This window comes from Clostridium sp. AF22-10 (assembly GCF_003478725.1).
In the GTDB taxonomy this organism is placed as follows: Bacteria; Bacillota; Clostridia; order Lachnospirales; family Lachnospiraceae; genus Otoolea; species Otoolea fessa.
Map to the genome: position 1 here is coordinate 43674 of NZ_QUFZ01000012.1, position 18097 is coordinate 61770.

19 protein-coding genes and 1 pseudogene are annotated in these 18097 nt (G+C 51.2%); 5 read left to right on the forward strand and 15 right to left on the reverse strand.

Annotated elements, in window-relative coordinates:
• Window positions 1-139: 139 nt before the first annotated feature.
• Window positions 140-1205 (forward strand): annotated as a pseudogene (locus DWX91_RS10030) (undecaprenyldiphospho-muramoylpentapeptide beta-N-acetylglucosaminyltransferase).
• Between the two features lie 100 nt (window positions 1206-1305).
• On the opposite strand, the gene DWX91_RS10035 reads toward DWX91_RS10030, so the two are convergent.
• The 15 genes from DWX91_RS10035 to DWX91_RS16625 all read right to left on the reverse strand — a co-directional run bounded on the left by DWX91_RS10035 (window position 1306) and on the right by DWX91_RS16625 (window position 13392).
• Entirely contained in the window at window positions 1306-1863 is a 558-nt protein-coding gene (locus DWX91_RS10035) for an RNA polymerase sigma factor (RefSeq protein ID WP_118538733.1), read from the reverse strand.
• A 10-nt stretch (window positions 1864-1873) separates the two neighbouring features.
• The gene (locus DWX91_RS10040; protein WP_022360422.1) at window positions 1874-2296 is read right to left on the reverse strand and encodes an HIT family protein; all 423 of its coding nucleotides are present in this window, start codon (window positions 2294-2296) and stop codon (window positions 1874-1876) included.
• 215 nt (window positions 2297-2511) lie between these two features.
• A complete protein-coding gene (locus DWX91_RS10045; protein WP_118472974.1) occupies window positions 2512-4134 on the reverse strand; it encodes a DUF6382 domain-containing protein in 1623 nt (540 codons plus the stop codon).
• A gap of 13 nt (window positions 4135-4147) precedes the next feature.
• A complete protein-coding gene (locus DWX91_RS10050; RefSeq protein WP_117796600.1) occupies window positions 4148-4540 on the reverse strand; it encodes a hypothetical protein in 393 nt (130 codons plus the stop codon).
• Entirely contained in the window at window positions 4537-5100 is a 564-nt protein-coding gene (locus DWX91_RS10055; RefSeq protein ID WP_117796599.1) for a prepilin peptidase, read from the reverse strand. The genes DWX91_RS10050 and DWX91_RS10055 overlap by 4 nt, the downstream gene beginning before the upstream one ends.
• A gap of 45 nt (window positions 5101-5145) precedes the next feature.
• A complete protein-coding gene (locus tag DWX91_RS10060) occupies window positions 5146-5985 on the reverse strand; it encodes a hypothetical protein (protein ID WP_118472975.1) in 840 nt (279 codons plus the stop codon).
• A 207-nt stretch (window positions 5986-6192) separates the two neighbouring features.
• A complete protein-coding gene (locus DWX91_RS10065; RefSeq protein ID WP_243017852.1) occupies window positions 6193-8127 on the reverse strand; it encodes a DUF5702 domain-containing protein in 1935 nt (644 codons plus the stop codon).
• The gene (locus tag DWX91_RS10070) at window positions 8124-8312 is read right to left on the reverse strand and encodes a Flp1 family type IVb pilin (RefSeq protein ID WP_022360416.1); all 189 of its coding nucleotides are present in this window, start codon (window positions 8310-8312) and stop codon (window positions 8124-8126) included. The genes DWX91_RS10065 and DWX91_RS10070 overlap by 4 nt, the downstream gene beginning before the upstream one ends.
• Before the next feature lie 27 nt (window positions 8313-8339).
• Window positions 8340-9563, reverse strand: a complete 1224-nt coding sequence (locus DWX91_RS10075) for a hypothetical protein (protein WP_118472976.1) — start codon at window positions 9561-9563, stop codon at window positions 8340-8342.
• Between the two features lie 6 nt (window positions 9564-9569).
• Window positions 9570-10352, reverse strand: coding sequence for a type II secretion system F family protein (locus tag DWX91_RS10080; protein ID WP_243015269.1), 783 nt, complete (start codon window positions 10350-10352; stop codon window positions 9570-9572).
• Entirely contained in the window at window positions 10303-11511 is a 1209-nt protein-coding gene (locus DWX91_RS10085) for a CpaF family protein (protein WP_333523633.1), read from the reverse strand. The genes DWX91_RS10080 and DWX91_RS10085 overlap by 50 nt, the downstream gene beginning before the upstream one ends.
• Before the next feature lie 120 nt (window positions 11512-11631).
• Window positions 11632-11913, reverse strand: coding sequence for a hypothetical protein (locus DWX91_RS18130; protein ID WP_243024601.1), 282 nt, complete (start codon window positions 11911-11913; stop codon window positions 11632-11634).
• Window positions 11913-12635 carry a hypothetical protein gene (locus tag DWX91_RS10090; protein WP_412693879.1) on the reverse strand — a complete coding sequence of 241 codons (723 nt, stop codon included), beginning with the start codon at window positions 12633-12635 and terminating at the stop codon, window positions 11913-11915. The genes DWX91_RS18130 and DWX91_RS10090 overlap by 1 nt, the downstream gene beginning before the upstream one ends.
• 35 nt (window positions 12636-12670) lie before the next feature.
• Window positions 12671-13246 carry a prepilin peptidase gene (locus DWX91_RS10095; protein WP_182427989.1) on the reverse strand — a complete coding sequence of 192 codons (576 nt, stop codon included), beginning with the start codon at window positions 13244-13246 and terminating at the stop codon, window positions 12671-12673.
• Window positions 13243-13392, reverse strand: coding sequence for a hypothetical protein (locus DWX91_RS16625; RefSeq protein WP_182427988.1), 150 nt, complete (start codon window positions 13390-13392; stop codon window positions 13243-13245). The genes DWX91_RS10095 and DWX91_RS16625 overlap by 4 nt, the downstream gene beginning before the upstream one ends.
• Window positions 13393-13776: 384 nt before the next feature.
• Between DWX91_RS16625 and DWX91_RS10105 the strand changes: the two genes are divergently transcribed.
• From DWX91_RS10105 to glgB, 4 genes are all read left to right on the forward strand, one after another.
• On the forward strand, window positions 13777-14190 hold the full coding sequence (locus DWX91_RS10105) for an ArsR/SmtB family transcription factor (protein ID WP_242995792.1): 414 nt from the start codon (window positions 13777-13779) through the stop codon (window positions 14188-14190).
• 81 nt (window positions 14191-14271) lie between these two features.
• The gene (locus DWX91_RS10110; protein ID WP_107001765.1) at window positions 14272-14514 is read left to right on the forward strand and encodes a YaaL family protein; all 243 of its coding nucleotides are present in this window, start codon (window positions 14272-14274) and stop codon (window positions 14512-14514) included.
• 23 nt (window positions 14515-14537) lie between these two features.
• Window positions 14538-16082 (forward strand): alpha-amylase family glycosyl hydrolase, encoded by a 1545-nt coding sequence (locus DWX91_RS10115; protein ID WP_243099017.1) that lies wholly within the window; start codon window positions 14538-14540, stop codon window positions 16080-16082.
• 4 nt (window positions 16083-16086) lie between these two features.
• Window positions 16087-18033 (forward strand): 1,4-alpha-glucan branching protein GlgB, encoded by a 1947-nt coding sequence (glgB, locus tag DWX91_RS10120; protein WP_117796594.1) that lies wholly within the window; start codon window positions 16087-16089, stop codon window positions 18031-18033.
• Window positions 18034-18097: the final 64 nt, after the last annotated feature.

Here is an 18097-nt window from a genome sequence, read left to right on the forward strand (position 1 = left end):
AGGTTGACTTTTCTTTTTTTCCGTTTACTATACTAAATGTAACCCTTTGCGGGTATGATAAAGCATAAAAACAGTTGTTTTCAGGTTATGGTTGTCCCCTCACACCGTAACCAGCGGCTGATGTGTGGAGGAAACTACTATGAAAAAAATCATTCTGACCGGCGGTGGTACTGCAGGTCATGTTACACCGAATCTCGCCCTGCTTCCGGCACTGCGCGAGGAAGACTTTGAGATTCACTATATTGGTTCTTATAACGGCATTGAGCGCCGCCTGATCGAGGCAGCCAGCATCCCTTACGATGGAATCTCATCTGGAAACTGCGCCGTTATTTTGACCTTAAGAATTTTTCAGATCCGCTTCGCGTTCTGAAAGGATACTTTGAGGCTCGCAAGCTTATGAAAAAATACAAACCGGATATCGTCTTTTCCAAAGGCGGTTTTGTCGCTGTTCCGGTCGTTCTGGCTGCCAAGCATTATAAAGTGCCTGTCATCATCCATGAATCCGATATGACCCCGGGACTGGCAAATAAAATCTGTATTCCAGCCGCTTCCAAGGTATGCTGCAACTTTCCGGAAACACTTAAATATCTTCCGGAAGATAAGGCGGTTCTGACCGGTTCCCCGATCCGTGAAGAGCTTCTGCACGGGGATCGTCTGGCGGGACTCCAGTACGCCCATCTTTCTGCCGATCGCCCAGTAATTCTGATCATCGGCGGAAGTCTCGGCTCCGTCACGGTCAATCAGGCTGTCCGCGGCATTCTTCCGCAGCTTCTGAAAACCTATCAGGTAATACATATCTGCGGAAAAGGCAATCTGGATGAGTCTCTCATCGGCACCGAAGGATATGTTCAGTATGAGTATGTGGATAAACCACTCCGCCATCTCTTTGCAGCGGCAGATCTGATCATCTCCCGCGCGGCGCAAATTCCATCTGCGAAATTCTGGCACTCCGCAAACCGAACATTTTGATCCCTCTGTCGGCTGCTGCCAGCCGCGGCGACCAGATCTTAAATGCCAACTCCTTTGCAAAACAGGGATTCAGCACCGTTCTGGAAGAAGAAGTTTTAACCGCAGATACTCTCAGCCAGGCAATCGAAGAGACCTATAAAAATCGCCAGCAGTTCATTGATAAAATGTCTGAAAGCCACTTAAACAATGCTGTCAAAACCATCATGGGGCTGATTCATGATTGCGCACGCAGTTAGTAGCATTGCTACGTTTGTATAGTACAAGACTAAAACACTGAATATGTAAGCTTATCATCACATCGGACAGATTCGAAACGGCTCTGCTTCGATGTGATTTTTAAATATCAAACAGCTTTGCCCTCAACACGCGCTTCTGCAATTCTGCTTTTGCCCTGTAAAGACGTGTACAGCATACCGTTGATTTGATTTTCAAAACCGCACAGGCTTCTTCCGCCGTCAAGCCCTCCAAAACACGGAGAATCAAAACATCCCGCCAGTCCTTCTTCATAGATTTGACAATCTTCCATACGTTCCAATAGATATCCCTATCGATAACCTCCTGATCCAGAAGATGAATTCCTATCTCCCCTTCCAAAAGAAGGTTCATAATCTCTTCTTCCGCATCCGGATCTTCCAGATGCAGCATCTCGCGGCGCCGCATCTGCCTCCGGTTATCGATCCACTTGCTCCGTAAAATGCGGATCAGTAAAACCAACTTTACTTTATGATCCAGATCTAACGAATAGCGCTTGTAATATTCAATGAAAGCTTCATGCACCATATCCTCAATGTCATCGTACCCTACTCCAATTCTATACGCATATTTCTTCAGCGGTACCAGGTACTCTCTGTAAAGCGCTTCAAAAAGCGCCATTTTTTCATTCTCATGGTGCATATCCAAACTCCTATCGCGTCAGTTCTTCGCGGATGGAGCTGCTAATTTCTGCCAGCTCTTCCGGCGTTGCTTTTCCTGGCGCCCATGTCACCATATCCGGTCCATTTTCATATCTCGGAATAATGTGTACATGGAAATGAAAAACAGTCTGTCCTGCGGATATGCCATTGTTCTGAACCACATTGAAACCCGTGCAGCCCAGTGCTTTCTTCATCGCCGCACCAATCTTTCCAGCTAATGGAAGAGCTTTGGCCGCAATCGCCGGATCCAGCTCACATAAATCTTTGAAATGCTGCTTCGGCAGAATCAGCGCATGTCCCTTCGATGCCGGTCCTAAATCCAGAATCACACGAAAATCTTCATCTTCATAAACCGTTGAGGATGGAATCTCTCCGCCAGCGATCTTACAAAAAATACATTCTTTGTCTGTCATGTCGGTCTCTCCTTCTCTCTATGCTTCTCCATTCACTGGAAAAGCGGTATTTTCTTTTGTCACTTGGCTTGAAACTTCCATGTCAAGTGCCTTTATTATAGCATATCCCCATGGCTTGTTCTATGTAAATTTGCAGAAACGCGAAATTGATGTACTTGCAAAATAATTCACATCAATTTCGTGTTTTTGGTTATTATTTCATATTTTCAGACAATTTATCGGTGTTCCCAAAATTTATATCCGACATCCGCCAAATAAATGGAATCCCCATTCCCCAAACTGACTGTTTCATTTGCCTGAAGCGGATAGCCATTGACCGATGTTCCATTGGTTGAATTGAGATCTGTCAGAATGTATACGCCCTCCTTCTGATCGATCCGCGCATGAAGACGGCTGACGGTCGGACGGTCAATACATGCGTCCGACAGCCCCGGATGTTTTCCAAGTGTAAATGGAATATAGGAAATCTGAATCACTGTTCCTCCGGCTTCCACCGGCTCTAAGCGCACCGTTCCTTCCCCATTCTTTGAGGCAGACAGAAGCGTAGTCCCCGCTTCTCTCGCCCGCTCTATCTGTGCTTCTTCTTCTCTTCGAAGTTCCTGCCGATAAGCTTCTTCACTCTCCGGATAGACCTGCCAGCGGTTTTCAGGCGTTGTCTGCTGCCAGTCTTGATATGATAGAGTCCCTTCTATCCCAGACCGTTCTTTCTTTTTCTGGATCACTTTCCTCTCACCATTCCGCACACGACTACTCTTTCCACCTCGTCCAGCTTCATTCGCCTGATCCACTTCCGTGCTTTCCTCTCTATCCTCTCCCTGACCTCGATTTTTCTTCCTGCCACCATATACCTGCCATTTTCTGCGGGCTGCCAACATCTCCCTCAAAAACACGATTCCCCCGATGCCGCCGCTGATTGCATACAGCCATACATCCATTTCTCCCGTCACGTACCAATACACAATGCCAGCTGCCACCGCGCTTCCAAGTACCTTTATCCACCTGTTCTGCCATTGTCCCTTTTGTTTTCCACCTGCCCTTTCAGACTTTTCCCCCACTTCATCTGAGTTCTCTACCGGCTCCAGGTTCTTTTTCACCGTTTTCTCCTGATACAACGCTTCCTGCCTATATTTCCAATCCTTCCTGGCTGGCGTTTGAGTGTCAGAAGCCATTTTCCCAGATCGAGATTTCAACGTATCCCTCCGATTTTGCTCCGCTTCAATCCACTCCTGCCGATCCGCCCACACTCCCGCCGTCTCAGGATCCCCCTCATCCTCGTTTCGTTTTTCTGCCGAAAAGATCCGATCTTCCCCCGAAAGCTGGCGCAGCAGATCTGCCGTTCCGTAATTCTCCCGCAGACTAATCTGGTACAGATTATAAGCTAATACAACAGCCTCCCGATCCTGATGATCCGCACGTTCCAGAAGATACCCCAGCAGTTTTGAGAGCGCCTGCGGCGCCTCTTCCCGATGCCCCGGAACCAGACATAATTCCACAGTAAAATGATCGGGTTCCAGATACAGATATTCCGGATCCAGCAAAAGCTGTTCCTCTTTTAACAGGTACTCTTCCACCCGCTTCAGAACCGCCAACACACCAAGCAGAATCGACCGGAGTTCTTGTCCCGACAAGGTCCGCTTTTCCAACACCCGTCTAAGTGGCTGTCTCGACGTTATCTCATAATAATATTCTCTCGCCTCCTCCGTCTGGCGGACCCGGAACTTCAAAAGCCCTTCGATGGCATTCGCCGACAGCATCTGTACCGCATAGCCCGTTTCTTCCTCCGGCGCTTCGATTATCATATAATTATGATTCATTTCCCGGCTGTACCGAATCTCCATCCCGTATCCTCCATCACTCTGCATTTTCCAACACTGTCAGCAAACGGATCGCCCGCTCCGGCTCCTGTCCGCGCAGGGATATCTCCGTCTCTGTACTGCTCTTTACCCTTCCGTCCAAGTCTCCCCCATCTTCCCGGATCGTCAAAACTGCATCTCCGCACCGGAAGAATCCATGCAGGCGCTGTCCAGCTCTGCTGCTTATCTCCCCCACAGTCATTCCATCTCCCCGCAACGTTTTTTCCTCCCGATACAGGCACCATTCCATCGCCTCCTGCAGGACAAAACGCCCCGTAATCCTGCCATGCACCTCAAACACTCCATTTAACAGTGCCGCGATAAAAAAGAATGCAACCGCCATCACAAACGAGGCTTCCACCGTATAACTGGCAGAAACCTCCCGCTTCATCCAAGAGATGCTATCAGCATCCAAATCCACACCGGAAGCACACACGGCAGAAATGGCAACTTCTTTTTCCGCATTTTCTCCCATAGACCATTCCCCTTTCCGCCAAGCAGTGCCGTAAGCATCCAGACACCTCCTGCCAGACTGCTCACAAATACAGCTCCCATCAAAAGTTCAAGCGTCCGCCATCCCCCCAGATAGCACCCAGTGATCAGAAAAAAGCAGCCATCTCCCAGTCCGACCGCACCTTTCGTCTGCCGCTCCATCCAGAACAAAAAAATCCCCGGCAGCATTCCCAAAAGCCATACCGTTATCTGCAACACACTTTTTTTCCAATCCCATCCATCTTTTATAACCGACAGCACACACCGTATCATCGTAAGCGCCATTCCTGCCGTTCCAAATCCATATAGCCAGCTTACGCGTATCCGTTTTCTATGAAAATCCTGCCAGGAAAAGACCATCAGAAAAAGTGAAAAAACAACCGCACAGAGGAAACATACTGCACTTTCCAAATCCATCCGCGTAAATCCCATGAAACTTATCTCTGCACTGTTTTCCATCACTCCGCCCTCTCACCCCTCCTTGATTCTTTCCGCCATCCGCACCTATCCACTTCCACAGTATGAACACACCCCCATATATTCCACCTCTGATCGCCGCACCTTCTGCACATAATATGCCAATGACGAACAGTCCTGCTTTCCATGGTAAACCTCGCCGGACGGAAGAATATACACCAGACCTCCCGCCGACACCGTCTTTCCACAGTATCTGCAAGCCTTATAACGGCATCCCCCGCTGTTTCTAAGCACCCCCGAAATTACATCTGCATACGCAGCCGCGGTGATCTGATTCGATATATAATGGCACGAAGGTGAGAGATGGTAGCGCGTACTGTCCCGCCCCACATAGACCCATTTTTCCTCCGGTTCTGAAGCGTTTTTCTCTGAGAAATACCCGCCTTCCGCCCCAATCCATCCCCGCTTCCGGCTCCGGGAAGTAAGCGTCACATGGTCAAGCGCAAATACCGAGAACGGCAGCCGCACCTGATAGGAGGCGCGCAGGTCAATCCATTCTCCATCTTCCGATACGCGGCTGGCACCACACTGGATATTGGACACTTTGTTCCCGCCCGCTGTCTGAATCTTCTCCTTTAAATATCCCTGCAGGATAAGCCCGGACGGAAGTTCTGACCAGCCCCCCGTTCCCTTTTCTTCTGCCTCTGCCGCTTTTCCCGCCTCCATTTCTGCCGGATGCACCGTATGGGATGTCCGATACACCTGCCATCCCAGTTCCCGCCCCGTCACTTCCAGCACCGTCTGCACCTTTCTCTGAGTATCCAGTATTTCCATCGGAACTGACAGGAGAATCACCGTAAACATAAACAATGTCAGACTAAGCGCCGCCTCAATCGTCAGGCTCGCACACAGGGAAGCAGAGGACAATGCCCTTTTCCAGGGTCGTTTTGTTACTTGGGCTCTATGCCGCCGAAGGACGGGTATCCCGACCGCACAGATACTTTCATTTATTCGTTTTGTTAGGTTAGTTGTCATCATCTTTTTTACTGGCTTTCTTTATGTACTTGGAGAGGCACATTCACTTGCATCATCTCCTGAAAAAGGACACTGTCCTCCACTCCCCTGTAATTGTGTTTAATATTCCTTCTGGGACGTTCTACGAAGCGGTATCAACGTTCCCTGTGCCGCATAGGACACACTTACCCCATACTGGCACTGATCCATCCGAAATCCCGGCTCTTTTTCTGAAATGCGGTTCTGAATCATATCCATCATCCGGTAACAGAAACGGCTCTTTCCCTGTATCAGGAAAAAGAGTTTCAGCCAGTCCTGGTAGTCCAGCCCTCTGTCGTCTGTCCCGTTTTTCAATGAAGGATCCGTCCCCGTTTCCAGAAAGATGGACGCGCCCTTTTCCGTCAGAGCAGAAAGCGAAATCTGCCACTCCCCCGGCTGTTTGAAAAAAGGAATTTTTCCGCCCGCCAGCAGAACCTTCACATCTGCCACCGACTCTGCAAACGCCCAGACTGTCATGATAAAGAAGGATGCCGCCGCCGTGATCGGTGTGATTCCCGCCAGCCCCGTGATTGCCAGCGCCAATGCTTCCGCCTCCGACCGTTTTTCAGAATCCGCATATAAAGCTGCCAGATTCACCGCCTCGCGCACAGCCAGAAGTTCATTGACGGTGCGTTTTAAATTTTCCCGCTCCGACGCATTTCCCTGTAAGAGATATTCCTGCTCATAATGGACACTTCCCGTCTTTTCCTGCCCGAACCGGGTAAAAAAATGCGCCGCATACGCATCTAAAAGAGCCCGTTCAAGCCCCGCCGTCCAGACATCCCCAGCTGTCCCCCGCTTTCCGCTCTCTCCGCCTGCATACAATGCCGACGGAAATGCCGCGGTCGAAATCCAGTTTTCTGAAATCACAGTTCCCGCCGGCACACAAAGACTCAGCAGATCCGTCCCCGACAGGCGGCTGACTGCTTCCAGCACATTCATTTTTTTCTTGTCTCGGACTGCCGGAACCCGGAAACGTCCATCCTTCTGAAAACCCGCTGTGATCGTCAGAACCGGCGCCCACAGCGCTTCCTCGTCCAGCTCATCGTCCTCATCGTCAGGCTCCCAATCATCGATATAATCCTGTATCTCCTTTCCTTTCCGGACTGCTTCTGCAACCACCTCTTCATTTCCGTGAGCCGTCTCTTCTGTCTTTTTTACCTCCTGGCGGCGCGCTCCATCCGCATCCAAATACGAACGATACCCCCGCATCTCCTCCTGTACCATGCCCCAGGAGCCTTCTTCCAGATCCGGCTGGGCTTCCTGCGCCTCCTGCTCCGATCCCTGCAGTTCTTTCGCAAGCCGGTCCGCCTGTTTTTCATACGCCGCAACCAGCCCCGGAATCTGCTTTAATTCTTTCTCTAAGCTTTCCGCCGATTGAAAGAACGAGCTTCCATCCGCCTGGCGAACCGCTGCCTCCATCTCCTCCAGATGTTTCTCCTGTTTTTGCAGGCAGGCTCCGATCGCCTCGATCGACTCTTCCAGACGCAGCACTTTTCTGCCATTTTCCTGATATCCTTCCGCAATCCCATGAACCGCCCTTGCTTCCGTCATCCGTTTTTCCATCTCAGGCAGTTCAGACTCCTCACTTTCCAGCGTCCAGACACCCACTTTCATATAATCGGTAACTTCCTTCGCAAAGAAATCCCCATTATGCCCGGTGATCGCATCCATCGCTTCGATCTGTACCTTGCCGCCGCTGACCGGATAAAAGGGCGCTGCCGCCAGATATGTTTCCATCTGCGGCTCCATCTCCGCCGCCAGGCGCTCTTTATCCGCACATTCCAGCACAAAAATCCGGTATTTATCCCAAATCTCCCGGTGATAACAGCTCATCAGCGAATCCAGGGAGGAATTGAGCGCCATCTGCATATACCAGCCGCTTCCGGCTGCCCGGGCGGACTCAAACAGCCCGCCCATCAGCGCACAGATACAGGTCAGAATCAAACTCAGGAAAACTGTGATACCCCCGCAAACGTCCATTTCTGCTTCAACGTGCCGTTCTGCCCGGATCAATATACCTCCTTCGACTTGCTGTTGATCTGTTTAAAGATATTTGTAAGAAGCGTATTAATCTGCTTTTTAAAGACAATGACCAGACCTATCAGCACCACCAGAATCAGCACTAATTCAATGACCCCCACGCCATCCTCGTCCATCAGAAACGATTTTACTTCTCTTACCAGATACGCTTTATCCATATACTTTTTCTCCTTTCTCCCCATTTTTCAGATCCCAAACGCCAGAAACGCCGGGACTGAAACCATCACCATAATAATCATCAACATCAGAAACAATGGAAGCATCAGCTTTGTGGACGCCTCTTCCCCCCGGCGTCTTGCCAGTGCTTTCTCTTCTTCAAACGCCGACTCCATCTCTGTCTCCAGCGCCTTTCGAAGTCCTTCTGCCCCATTTCTGACATTCTGCTCCAAAAGCCCGGAAAGCTTCCGGTACGGTCTCAGACGGCAGCCCGCACCAAATTCCGCATATGCCTGCAGTTCCGGGACACCGCGCTGCATCCGGTGATATGCCGCTGCCATTTCCCGGTATGCCGCCCGCTCCGTCTGTGTTCCCGCCCGGCATGCCGCCTCGTATTCCAGCACAATCCGTTCCCATGCCCGGCGGACCGGAAGCCCCGCCCCGGAAAATACGGTCAGCTTTGACACAATCTCCGGGTAGTCTTCCATCAGTTCCCGCTTTTTCTTCTTTTTCTCCTCACTCTCCTTCTGTTTTTCATAAAGAGGAAGCAGAATTGCCGCCGCAATCCCCAGCACCGGAAACAGCAGATATTCCCTGTCTCCGCGCACCCGGTAAGATAAATTCTTCCCCTCATACATCTTTGGCAAAACCAGCTGACCTTCCGTTCTCTGCGCCTCATCCATCTGCTTTAACAGCTGCTTAAAACCTGCCTCTTTTTCCTGCTGCTTCGTCCGAAGCGGCGGATATAGCGTGACCGGAAACCGGTACTCCCGGCTGAATGCCCCCGCCTGCAGGGATGCGGTCAGTTCTGTCTGAATCCCCTTCTCCGGGCATTCTTCATTTAAAACTGTCCCATCTGTCTGAATCCATTCCGCATACTCCGGTGTCCAGCGGACCCGGATGCCCTCTTCTTCCATCCAGCCAACGAGATGTAGATCTTCCCTTACCTCCTGCAGGGACGGATTGTTTCCCCGAATTAAATCCGCCAGTTTACCTCCCGCCTCCAGCAATGCTTTTTTTGCATCCTCTTCCGCATATTCCCGCTCTCCGAGCGCAATCTCCACCGGAATCTCCTTCTCCCACAGTCCGCGCACCCACACTTCCTGCTGCCGTTCCCCTTCTCCGTATGCATAGCGGTTCAGCCGGTTCCCCTCTTCCAGCGCCCCATCCCTTTTTTCCACCAGATATCCCACAACTGCCAGAATTATCCCCAAAAGAATGCATAAAACCTGCTTTTTCCCCATTTTCCCCATTATGTTTCACACCTCAATCTGAAGAATTTTCCCCGATACCCTCCATGCCAGCAGATAGACCACCAGACACCCGGTCATCACCACCCGCCCCACCGCTGTCTCATACATCTGTGAGAAAAACCCCGGCGATGACAAATCCACGTAGAGCACAATCAGGTACGGCATCAGGTTCATAATTCTCTGTTCAAACTGCTTTTCTGCCGTCATCGTGAGAATTTCCTCCCGCACCTGTATGCGATCCGAAATCACGTGAACGACATGGTGAACCACGCTTGCCAGCTCACCCCGGCTCCGTTTGGATACAGTAAAAATAACAGAGAAATTTTCCACCTCATCCAGACCACTCCTCTTTGCAAAGGAAGAAAGCAGCACCTCCACGGTCCGGTTCATTTTAAGCTGACTTGCCAGGTATGAAAACTCACGGGTAATCATCCCCTCTTTTCCGTATTGTTCTTCCAGATCGCGCACGCTCGCGATAAACGCATTTTCCACCGAATAGCCTGCAGCCAGCGCCGAAGCCACAATCTGAATCGCTTCCTTAAACTGGAGCCGCAGTTCCTCTTTTCTCCGGCGGCAGAGCTCCCGCCTCTTAAAAAACGGCCGCAGCATCCCCGCCGGAAGCATCAGAACGAACGCCAGAAATGAACGGTAGAATACATACGCCGTCACGGCGCACACCGCTGTTCCCTCCAGAAGGTAACGTATCCACTCCTGCCCCGTCAGGTGGTAAACCCGGTAATCAGAAAGCACTTCCTCCCGCGAATCTGCGCCGCCCTTCAAATCTGCCAACCTGGATAAGTGCTCCTTCCACCTGTCCGGAATCAGCCTCCCCGCTTTCCTGAAACTGATAGATGGGAGAAAGGCGGATTTCCCCATTTTCATAGCCTATCACCTCCGTGATCTCCAGTACCTTCCGGCTCCGGTCCCGCATCCGCCCGACATGGACCATCAGATCGAGCGCTGAACCGATCTGGCTCCGGACCGCCGCAAGCGGCAACTCTGCCGCCATCAGAACCATTGTCTCCAGTCTTGAGAGCATGTCTTTTGCGCTGTTTGCATGTCCAGTTGAGAGCGAGCCATCGTGCCCCGTATTCATCGCCTGCAGCATTTCCAGCGCCTCGCCGCCCCGGACCTCCCCAACGATGATGCGGTCCGGACGCATTCGGAGACTCGCCCGGATCAGATCGCGCATGGAAATCTCCTGCGAACCATCCCGGTTCTCCACCCTTGTTTCCAGGCTGACAAGATTCTTTATATGGCGGATTTGAAGCTCTGCCGAATCCTCGATCGTGATGATGCGTTCCTCCTGTGGAATATAGCCGGACATGGCGTTTAAGATCGTCGTTTTTCCCGATCCGGTTCCTCCGCTGATGAAGATATTGAGCCCCTGCTCGACCGCTTTCTGCAAAAATGCCGCTGCCTCCCGGCTGATACTTTTTAACTCAATCAGACGTTCCATCGTGATCGGTTCCGGGAACTTCCGGATCGTTAAAATCGGACCATTTAACGCCACCGGTGCCAGCACCACGTGAACACGCGAACCATCTTCCAGTCTCGCATCCGCAATCGGAGACGCCAGATTGACCGTCCGGTTGACACGGCTTACAATCTGCTGAATCAGATCCTCTAGCTGCCCTACCGAATCAAAGTGCTTTTCTAATTCTTCCACACGCCCCTGCCGCTCGACAAAAATGTGCTCCGCGCCATTTACCATGATCTCCGTGATCGTCGGATCATCGACCAGCTCCTGCAAAATATCCAGCCGTCTGAATGAATCAAACAGCTCTTTTCTCAAAGAAAGCCGCTCTTTTAACGGCAGATACGCCCCTTCTGCTGCTTCCAGAATCGCCATGTCGATCAGGTCGCGCAGTTCCTCATCCTCCACCTGCATACGGCTCTCCATCTGCTCCATCAGACGCTGCCTCAAAACCATTTTCTGCTCCTGCATACTTCCCCCTGCCAGTTGTTTCTCTCACAACCGTTTACTCTTTAGAATGACTGGCAAAATCCCGCTCCATTTATCCCTGTCAAAAGACTTTGCCCCTTCTAATTTAACCCACAATGAACATTATCCGCCCACACTGCTTCCCCGCAGCAGCTGTCGTACATAATCACCCAGTTCTCCCCATAAGAGCTGGTCAATATAATCGCCCCGTCCAAAACTGCCGTGATACGGAAGCTTCAGGCGTTTAATACGTTCCCTTAGCATGCCATTTCCTGTCTGTGAAAAATACTGCTCCAGCTCCTTAAGCTTTGCCAAAGACACCGGATCTTCCCGGATCGGCATATAGATTACCCGGCACAGCTTCATTACCGAAAGCGCCGTCCTGCGCCCGCTTCCTATATCCACTACCAGCGTATCATACGCACTCTCCCCGGCAATTGCCCGTATAAGCCCCGCGATCGCTCCTCTCCTGCCTGATCCAGATCCTCCGGATAGCGCACCGGAGGAATATAGTCCAACTCCCCCATCGTGTGGACAACGCTGCTTAAACGAAGCGAATTATAGCTTCCACCGTTGTAAAAATACAACAGATCCGACAAATCACTCTTGTATTCTTCTTTCATCAAAACCGACAGACCGGAAAATTCCTCCAGGTTCAGATACAGCACCCGCTCCTCCTGTGCCAGAAGTTTTCCTATTGTCAGGGCAAACGAGGTCTTTAAACACCGTCCAACCGGCGAATACACTCCCAAGACCTTCGCCAGCCCCCGTCCAGACACCTCCGGCAGATCCCCCGGGCTTTCCCCATACCAGGTCATCACGTCGCGCACAATCGCATCACTGGACTGGTATTTGTAGACACAGGGAACTGACGGACTAACCGGCTTTCCCCCATTATCCGATAAAAGAATGACCTTTTCCGCCCGGATAGACTCCTTTTCTTCCGCCGGAACATGCTCGCCCAACAACAGAAGCTTTACCGGATGTTCCGCCGCAAATGCCCGCAGCCGCTCGATCGAGCTGAACGCCACCACCTCAAACGGTATTTTTTCCTTCTGGTTAACTACCTCTGCAAACCGCGCCGCATAGACTGGATCCACGTCATACACAGCCAGAATATGCTTCATCGCACCGCCACCTCCCTAATCACAAGCCATTTTCCTTACAGATACCGAATCAGCTCCGCCCCAATCACTCCCAAAAACAGGCACGGTGCCAGACAAAAAGATGCCTCTTTTCCATCCCGCGCTTCCAGATAGTACGGCTCGACGCTTCCCCCAAGCGCAGACCGGTACAAATAAAACACAAGATATGTAAGCCGCTGCCTGGCAATCCCACGCCGGATAAGTAATACGAGCGACCATATTCCGGCAGCTGCCAGCCCGCACAGGAAAATCCGCCCGCCCTGCCGCAGCCCGGCGGCACCAAACAGGACGGCTGCCATTTTGATGTCCCCCGCACCTATCATGCGAAACAGATACAGAGGGAACAGGACAATCAATAAACTCCCGCTACGAATCAAATATCCACAAGTCTCGCCAATCCCCATCATAAGCGCCGCCCCATATCCCGGCAGCCGCCCGTCCCATCCGGCCGTATATCCCATCTTCATCCCCAGACCAAACCGAATCAAAAGAAACAACAGGCCGCCAAGCAGAAGCATCCCATTGGGAATACGGCGTTTTTTCAAATCCCAAAACGCACAGCCGCCAGTAAACAACAGCAGCAAAAAGGTCAATCCATCCCCTCCTTCTCTTTCGCATACATGAAACGAACAATTTCTGCACAGTATGTCCTCTTTTCAAAACTCCTGCCGCAAACGATAGCTGCCAGTCCTGCGCCAGCTTTTACCGCCACCTTTTTCCATTCATTTCCTGTATGCACTTCAAACATTCCTGAAAAATTATCGAACATTTCTCTGAACTTAACTTTTAGAATCTTAATAATAGATCAACGGGAAATCCGGATTCCCGTGACAGATGGAAGAACCCATCCATGAATGTTCCTCCATTATGAACAGTTTTTGATCAAAAGTCAATCCCAAAACACCCGAAATATGCGCCAAAAACATCTCAAAAACTTTGTGCATCTGAACCCATTATTTTAGCTAGACAATTTCGTTATTTGAAAATAATTGCCAAAATATCTCTTTATTTTTTATCTATAAATACCCATTCCAGCATTTTCCTTTCCATTGACTGACGAAACAAAAAATGGTAAAATACTATTAGTTTAAATTTTTAAACCATTATAGAAGGAGGAGCCGCGATGAAAAAAGGAATAGAACTTAAACAGCATTTTCATACCTGTATGCCTCTTTTTATCGCACTGGGTGATGAAATACGGCTGACGATCATCGAAGCACTGACGGACGAAGCCCTCACGGGACGCACAAAAAACACCCCTATGAACACAAATCAGCCGGATAAAAACGATGACCGTCCAATCAGCCTGCCCACCCAGCCCCGTCCGCACGGCTTAAATGTCCGGGAAATCACCGAACGGACCAGCCTGTCGCGCCCGGCAGTTTCCCACCATTTGAAGATCTTAAAGACAGCCGGGCTGATCGACGTCCACCGGGAGGGAACCTGCAATTATTATTACCTCTCGATCGAAGACAGCACCCGGAAATTGATGCAGCTCGGACATCTGCTGGAATCCGTGCTTTCCATGAACGCCTGAACCAGGATGCATATCTTTCCATTTTCTGAATATACTGATCGTTGTACCAATTTATAGGATTCAGAAAGAGAGCATCAAACCATGAAGCACAACCGCACCCACTGCTCCGGGAGCACCAGCACGGACATTTTTTCCGCCCACCCTGACCCGGAGCTGCTGACAGAACTGCGACAGACCATGAGCACGATCAACACCGTTTTCAACCATTTTGAAGAGGTCGTCGATCCGACTCTGATTGACTGCTATATCTACGAACTGAAAGCCGCACACCTCCGGTATCAGTTCCTTTTACGACATATTAAACAACAGGAAAATACCATTTAACCGACACAAGGAGGACCTTTCTCATGACAGCCTGGTACGACAAAGCTATCTTTTACCATATGTATCCTCTGGGAATGACCGGAGCACCGTTTGCCAATCCCTATCCTGTCTCCGATGGGACAGCGGATGGCACCAGGGACGTTTCCTCCGATTCCCGCATGGACGAACTGATGCAGTGGATTCCCTATTTAGAGAGCCTGCATATTTCCGCGATTTACATCGGACCGCTGTTTGAATCATCCACGCACGGCTATGATACCCGCGATTTCCGGCTCATCGACCGGTGGCTGGGAACCAACGTTTCGTTCCGATCTTTCGTGGACTGCTGCCATGAGCATGGCATCCGCGTCGTCGTGGACGGCGTGTTCAACCACACCGGTCGCGAATTTTTCGCCTTCCGCGACCTGCAGGCGCACCGTGACCAGTCCCCTTACGCCGGATGGTACAGGAACGTCAATTTCGGCTGGGGCAGCCCGCCGGGCGATTCCTTCGGCTATGAATCCTGGCACGGCATCTGGGAGCTTCCCTGCTTAAACCACCGAAACCCGGAAGTGCGGAACTATCTGCTTGACACTGTCCGTTTCTGGGTGCAGGAATTTGACATCGACGGTATCCGCCTCGACTGCGCGGGCGATCTTTCCTTTGAATTTATGCAGGAACTGCGCCGGCTGGCAAATGAAATCAAGCCGGAATTCTGGCTGATGGGCGAAGTCATCCACGGCGAATACGCCCGCTGGGTCAATCCGCAGATGCTTCATTCCGTCACCAACTACGAGATGCACAAAAGTATCTATTCCGCGCACAACGACCACAATTATTTCGAACTGGCACACAATGTCCGCCGCCTCGAAGCGGTGGGGCGGGATCTCTACACCTTTGTGGACAACCACGACGAAGACCGGATCGCAAGCAAACTGTTAAATCCGGCACATCTTGCGCCGCTTTATACGCTGCTGTTCACTCTTCCGGGCATTCCGTCCATCTATTATGGAAGTGAATGGGGCATTCAGGGACGCCGCGGACACAACTCTGATACGGAACTCCGTCCGAGAATCCTGCCGCCGAGACCGCTTGCAGAAGAAATGCAGACCAGCGACGGACAAAACACCGGCATCCGCACAGATGGCAACTGCCAGAGCTTTTCGAGCGCCACAGGCCCAAACATACACGCAGGCGCAAACACCTGCTGCCAGACCACTTCAAGCACCACAGGCTCAAACACAGATACCAGCGCAGGCACCGTGACACCGCTTACACTTCTGATCCAGAAACTCGCCGCCATCCACGCCGCCGAACCGGCGCTTCACGGTGGGCGTTATCAGGAACTTCTGCTGACAAACCGGCAGTACGCATTTGCCAGACACGGTGACCACCAGGCGATCCTTACCGCTGCCAACAACGATGACAACGCCGCTTATTTACAAGTTCCACTTCCATTCCACACGACAGCGGAACAAGCTACGGATCTGATTACCGGAAAATCGTTTTTGATCGATAAGAATACAAACAAAATTCAGATAGAATTAGAGGGTAACAGCGCTGTTATTCTCGGAATCACGGAGGGGTAACCTTATGAAAAAAGCAGCTTCCACTACTAAACGAACCACATCGAAAAAACCAAAGACAGAGGGACTTGGCGTGATCGGCGAGCTTGATCGGTATCTCTTCGGAGAAGGCCGCCACTACCAGCTCTACCACAAGCTGGGCGCACACCCTTATACATATCGCGGACAGGACGGCTACTATTTCGCGGTCTGGGCGCCGCACGCAGCCGCCGTCAGCCTGGTCGGCGACTTCAACGCCTGGAATCCGGATGCAACCCCGATGAAGCCGGTCGCAGACAGCGGCATTTACGAGCTCTTCGTACCGGGACTTGGCGTGGGACAGCTCTACAAATTCGCCATCACCACGCACACGGGAACGATTTTATTTAAGGCAGATCCATATGCATTTTCGGCAGAATACCGTCCGGGAACCGCTTCCGTGACCGCCGATATCCGCGGCTTCAAATGGAACGATTCCAAATGGATGGAATCGCGCGCGGGCACCGATCCGGTCAAGGCGCCAATCTCTATCTACGAAGTTCACTTAGGATCCTGGAAAAAGAAAAACCGCCCGGAAAAGGACGGTTATTACACTTACATGGAAGCCGCGCATGAGCTGGCTGACTATGTCCTGGAAATGGGCTACACCCATGTAGAGCTCATGGGAATCGCCGAACATCCGTATGACGGCTCCTGGGGATATCAGGTAACCGGCTATTTTGCCCCGACCTCCCGCTACGGAACCCCGACGGAATTTATGTATTTCGTCAATTACTTACATAAAAAAGGCATCGGTGTCATCCTAGACTGGGTTCCGGCGCATTTTCCGAAGGATGCACATGGACTTGCCGATTTCGACGGACAGGCGCTCTATGAGTATGCCGACCCGCGCAAAGGCGAGCACCCGGACTGGGGTACCAAGGTCTTTGATTATGCCAAAAACGAGGTATCCAATTTTCTGATCGCCAACGCGCTCTACTGGCTCGATGAATACCACATCGACGGTCTGCGCGTGGACGCCGTCGCTTCCATGCTTTACTTAGACTATGGGCGCCAGGACGGACAGTGGGTACCAAATAAATATGGCGACAACAAAAACCTCGAAGCCATCGAGTTTTTCAAACATTTAAACAGCGTGATCCGCGGCCGGAAGGACGGCGCCATCATCATTGCCGAGGAATCCACCGCCTGGCCGAACGTTACCAAGAGCCCGGAGGAGGACGGTCTTGGATTTACCTTCAAATGGAATATGGGCTGGATGCATGACTTCCTCGAATACATGAAGCTCGACCCGTATTTCCGTAAATTTAACCACAACAAAATGACCTTCGGCATCACCTACTGCACCAGCGAAAACTTCATTCTGGTGCTCTCGCACGACGAGGTCGTCCACCTCAAATGCTCGATGATCAACAAAATGCCGGGCGAATACGAGGATAAATTTGCCAACCTGAAAGTCGGCTACACTTTCATGCTCGGACATCCGGGCAAGAAACTTCTCTTCATGGGACAGGATTTCGGTCAGTTCCATGAATGGGATGAAAAAGTCTCCCTCGACTGGTACCTTACGAAAGAGCCGTTCCATGCCGACCTCCAGAATTATGTGAAAGGACTTTTGACGCTCTACCACAAATATCCGGCGCTCTACCGCCTGGACGAGGAGTATGACGGCTTCCAGTGGATCAACGCCAACGACGGAGACCGCAGTATTTTCAGCTTTATCCGCCGCGATGAAACACAGAAAAAGAATCTTCTCTTCATCTGCAACTTCACCCCGGTAGACCGCGACGATTACCGCGTCGGTGTTCCGAAACGCGGCACCTACACGCTGCTGCTTGACCAGGAACACGGCTACTACAAGCGCGGCGATAAGATCAGCCATTACCGCTCCATCAAGAGCGAATGTGACGGACAGCCATACTCCTTCGCGTACCCGCTTCCGGCGTATGGAACTGCGGTGTTCCGGTTCTCATAAAATAATGTTCCTATGAAGTCAAAAAACCTGCCGCAGACAGACTGTTTATATGGGGGATACAGTC

Coding starts and splice junctions, on each gene's coding strand:
- DWX91_RS10035 (WP_118538733.1), bottom strand. CDS start 1,863: ATGCACCATGAGAATGAAAAAATGGCGCTTTTTGAAGCGCTTTACAGA.
- DWX91_RS10040 (WP_022360422.1), bottom strand. CDS start 2,296: ATGACAGACAAAGAATGTATTTTTTGTAAGATCGCTGGCGGAGAGATT.
- DWX91_RS10045 (WP_118472974.1), bottom strand. CDS start 4,134: ATGGAGATTCGGTACAGCCGGGAAATGAATCATAATTATATGATAATC.
- DWX91_RS10050 (WP_117796600.1), bottom strand. CDS start 4,540: ATGAAGCGGGAGGTTTCTGCCAGTTATACGGTGGAAGCCTCGTTTGTG.
- DWX91_RS10055 (WP_117796599.1), bottom strand. CDS start 5,100: ATGGAAAACAGTGCAGAGATAAGTTTCATGGGATTTACGCGGATGGAT.
- DWX91_RS10070 (WP_022360416.1), bottom strand. CDS start 8,312: ATGGATAAAGCGTATCTGGTAAGAGAAGTAAAATCGTTTCTGATGGAC.
- DWX91_RS10075 (WP_118472976.1), bottom strand. CDS start 9,563: ATGGGGAAAATGGGGAAAAAGCAGGTTTTATGCATTCTTTTGGGGATA.
- DWX91_RS10085 (WP_333523633.1), bottom strand. CDS start 11,511: ATGCAGGAGCAGAAAATGGTTTTGAGGCAGCGTCTGATGGAGCAGATG.
- DWX91_RS10090 (WP_412693879.1), bottom strand. CDS start 12,635: ATGAAGCATATTCTGGCTGTGTATGACGTGGATCCAGTCTATGCGGCG.
- DWX91_RS10105 (WP_242995792.1), top strand. CDS start 13,777: ATGAAAAAAGGAATAGAACTTAAACAGCATTTTCATACCTGTATGCCT.
- DWX91_RS10110 (WP_107001765.1), top strand. CDS start 14,272: ATGAAGCACAACCGCACCCACTGCTCCGGGAGCACCAGCACGGACATT.
- DWX91_RS10115 (WP_243099017.1), top strand. CDS start 14,538: ATGACAGCCTGGTACGACAAAGCTATCTTTTACCATATGTATCCTCTG.
- glgB (WP_117796594.1), top strand. CDS start 16,087: ATGAAAAAAGCAGCTTCCACTACTAAACGAACCACATCGAAAAAACCA.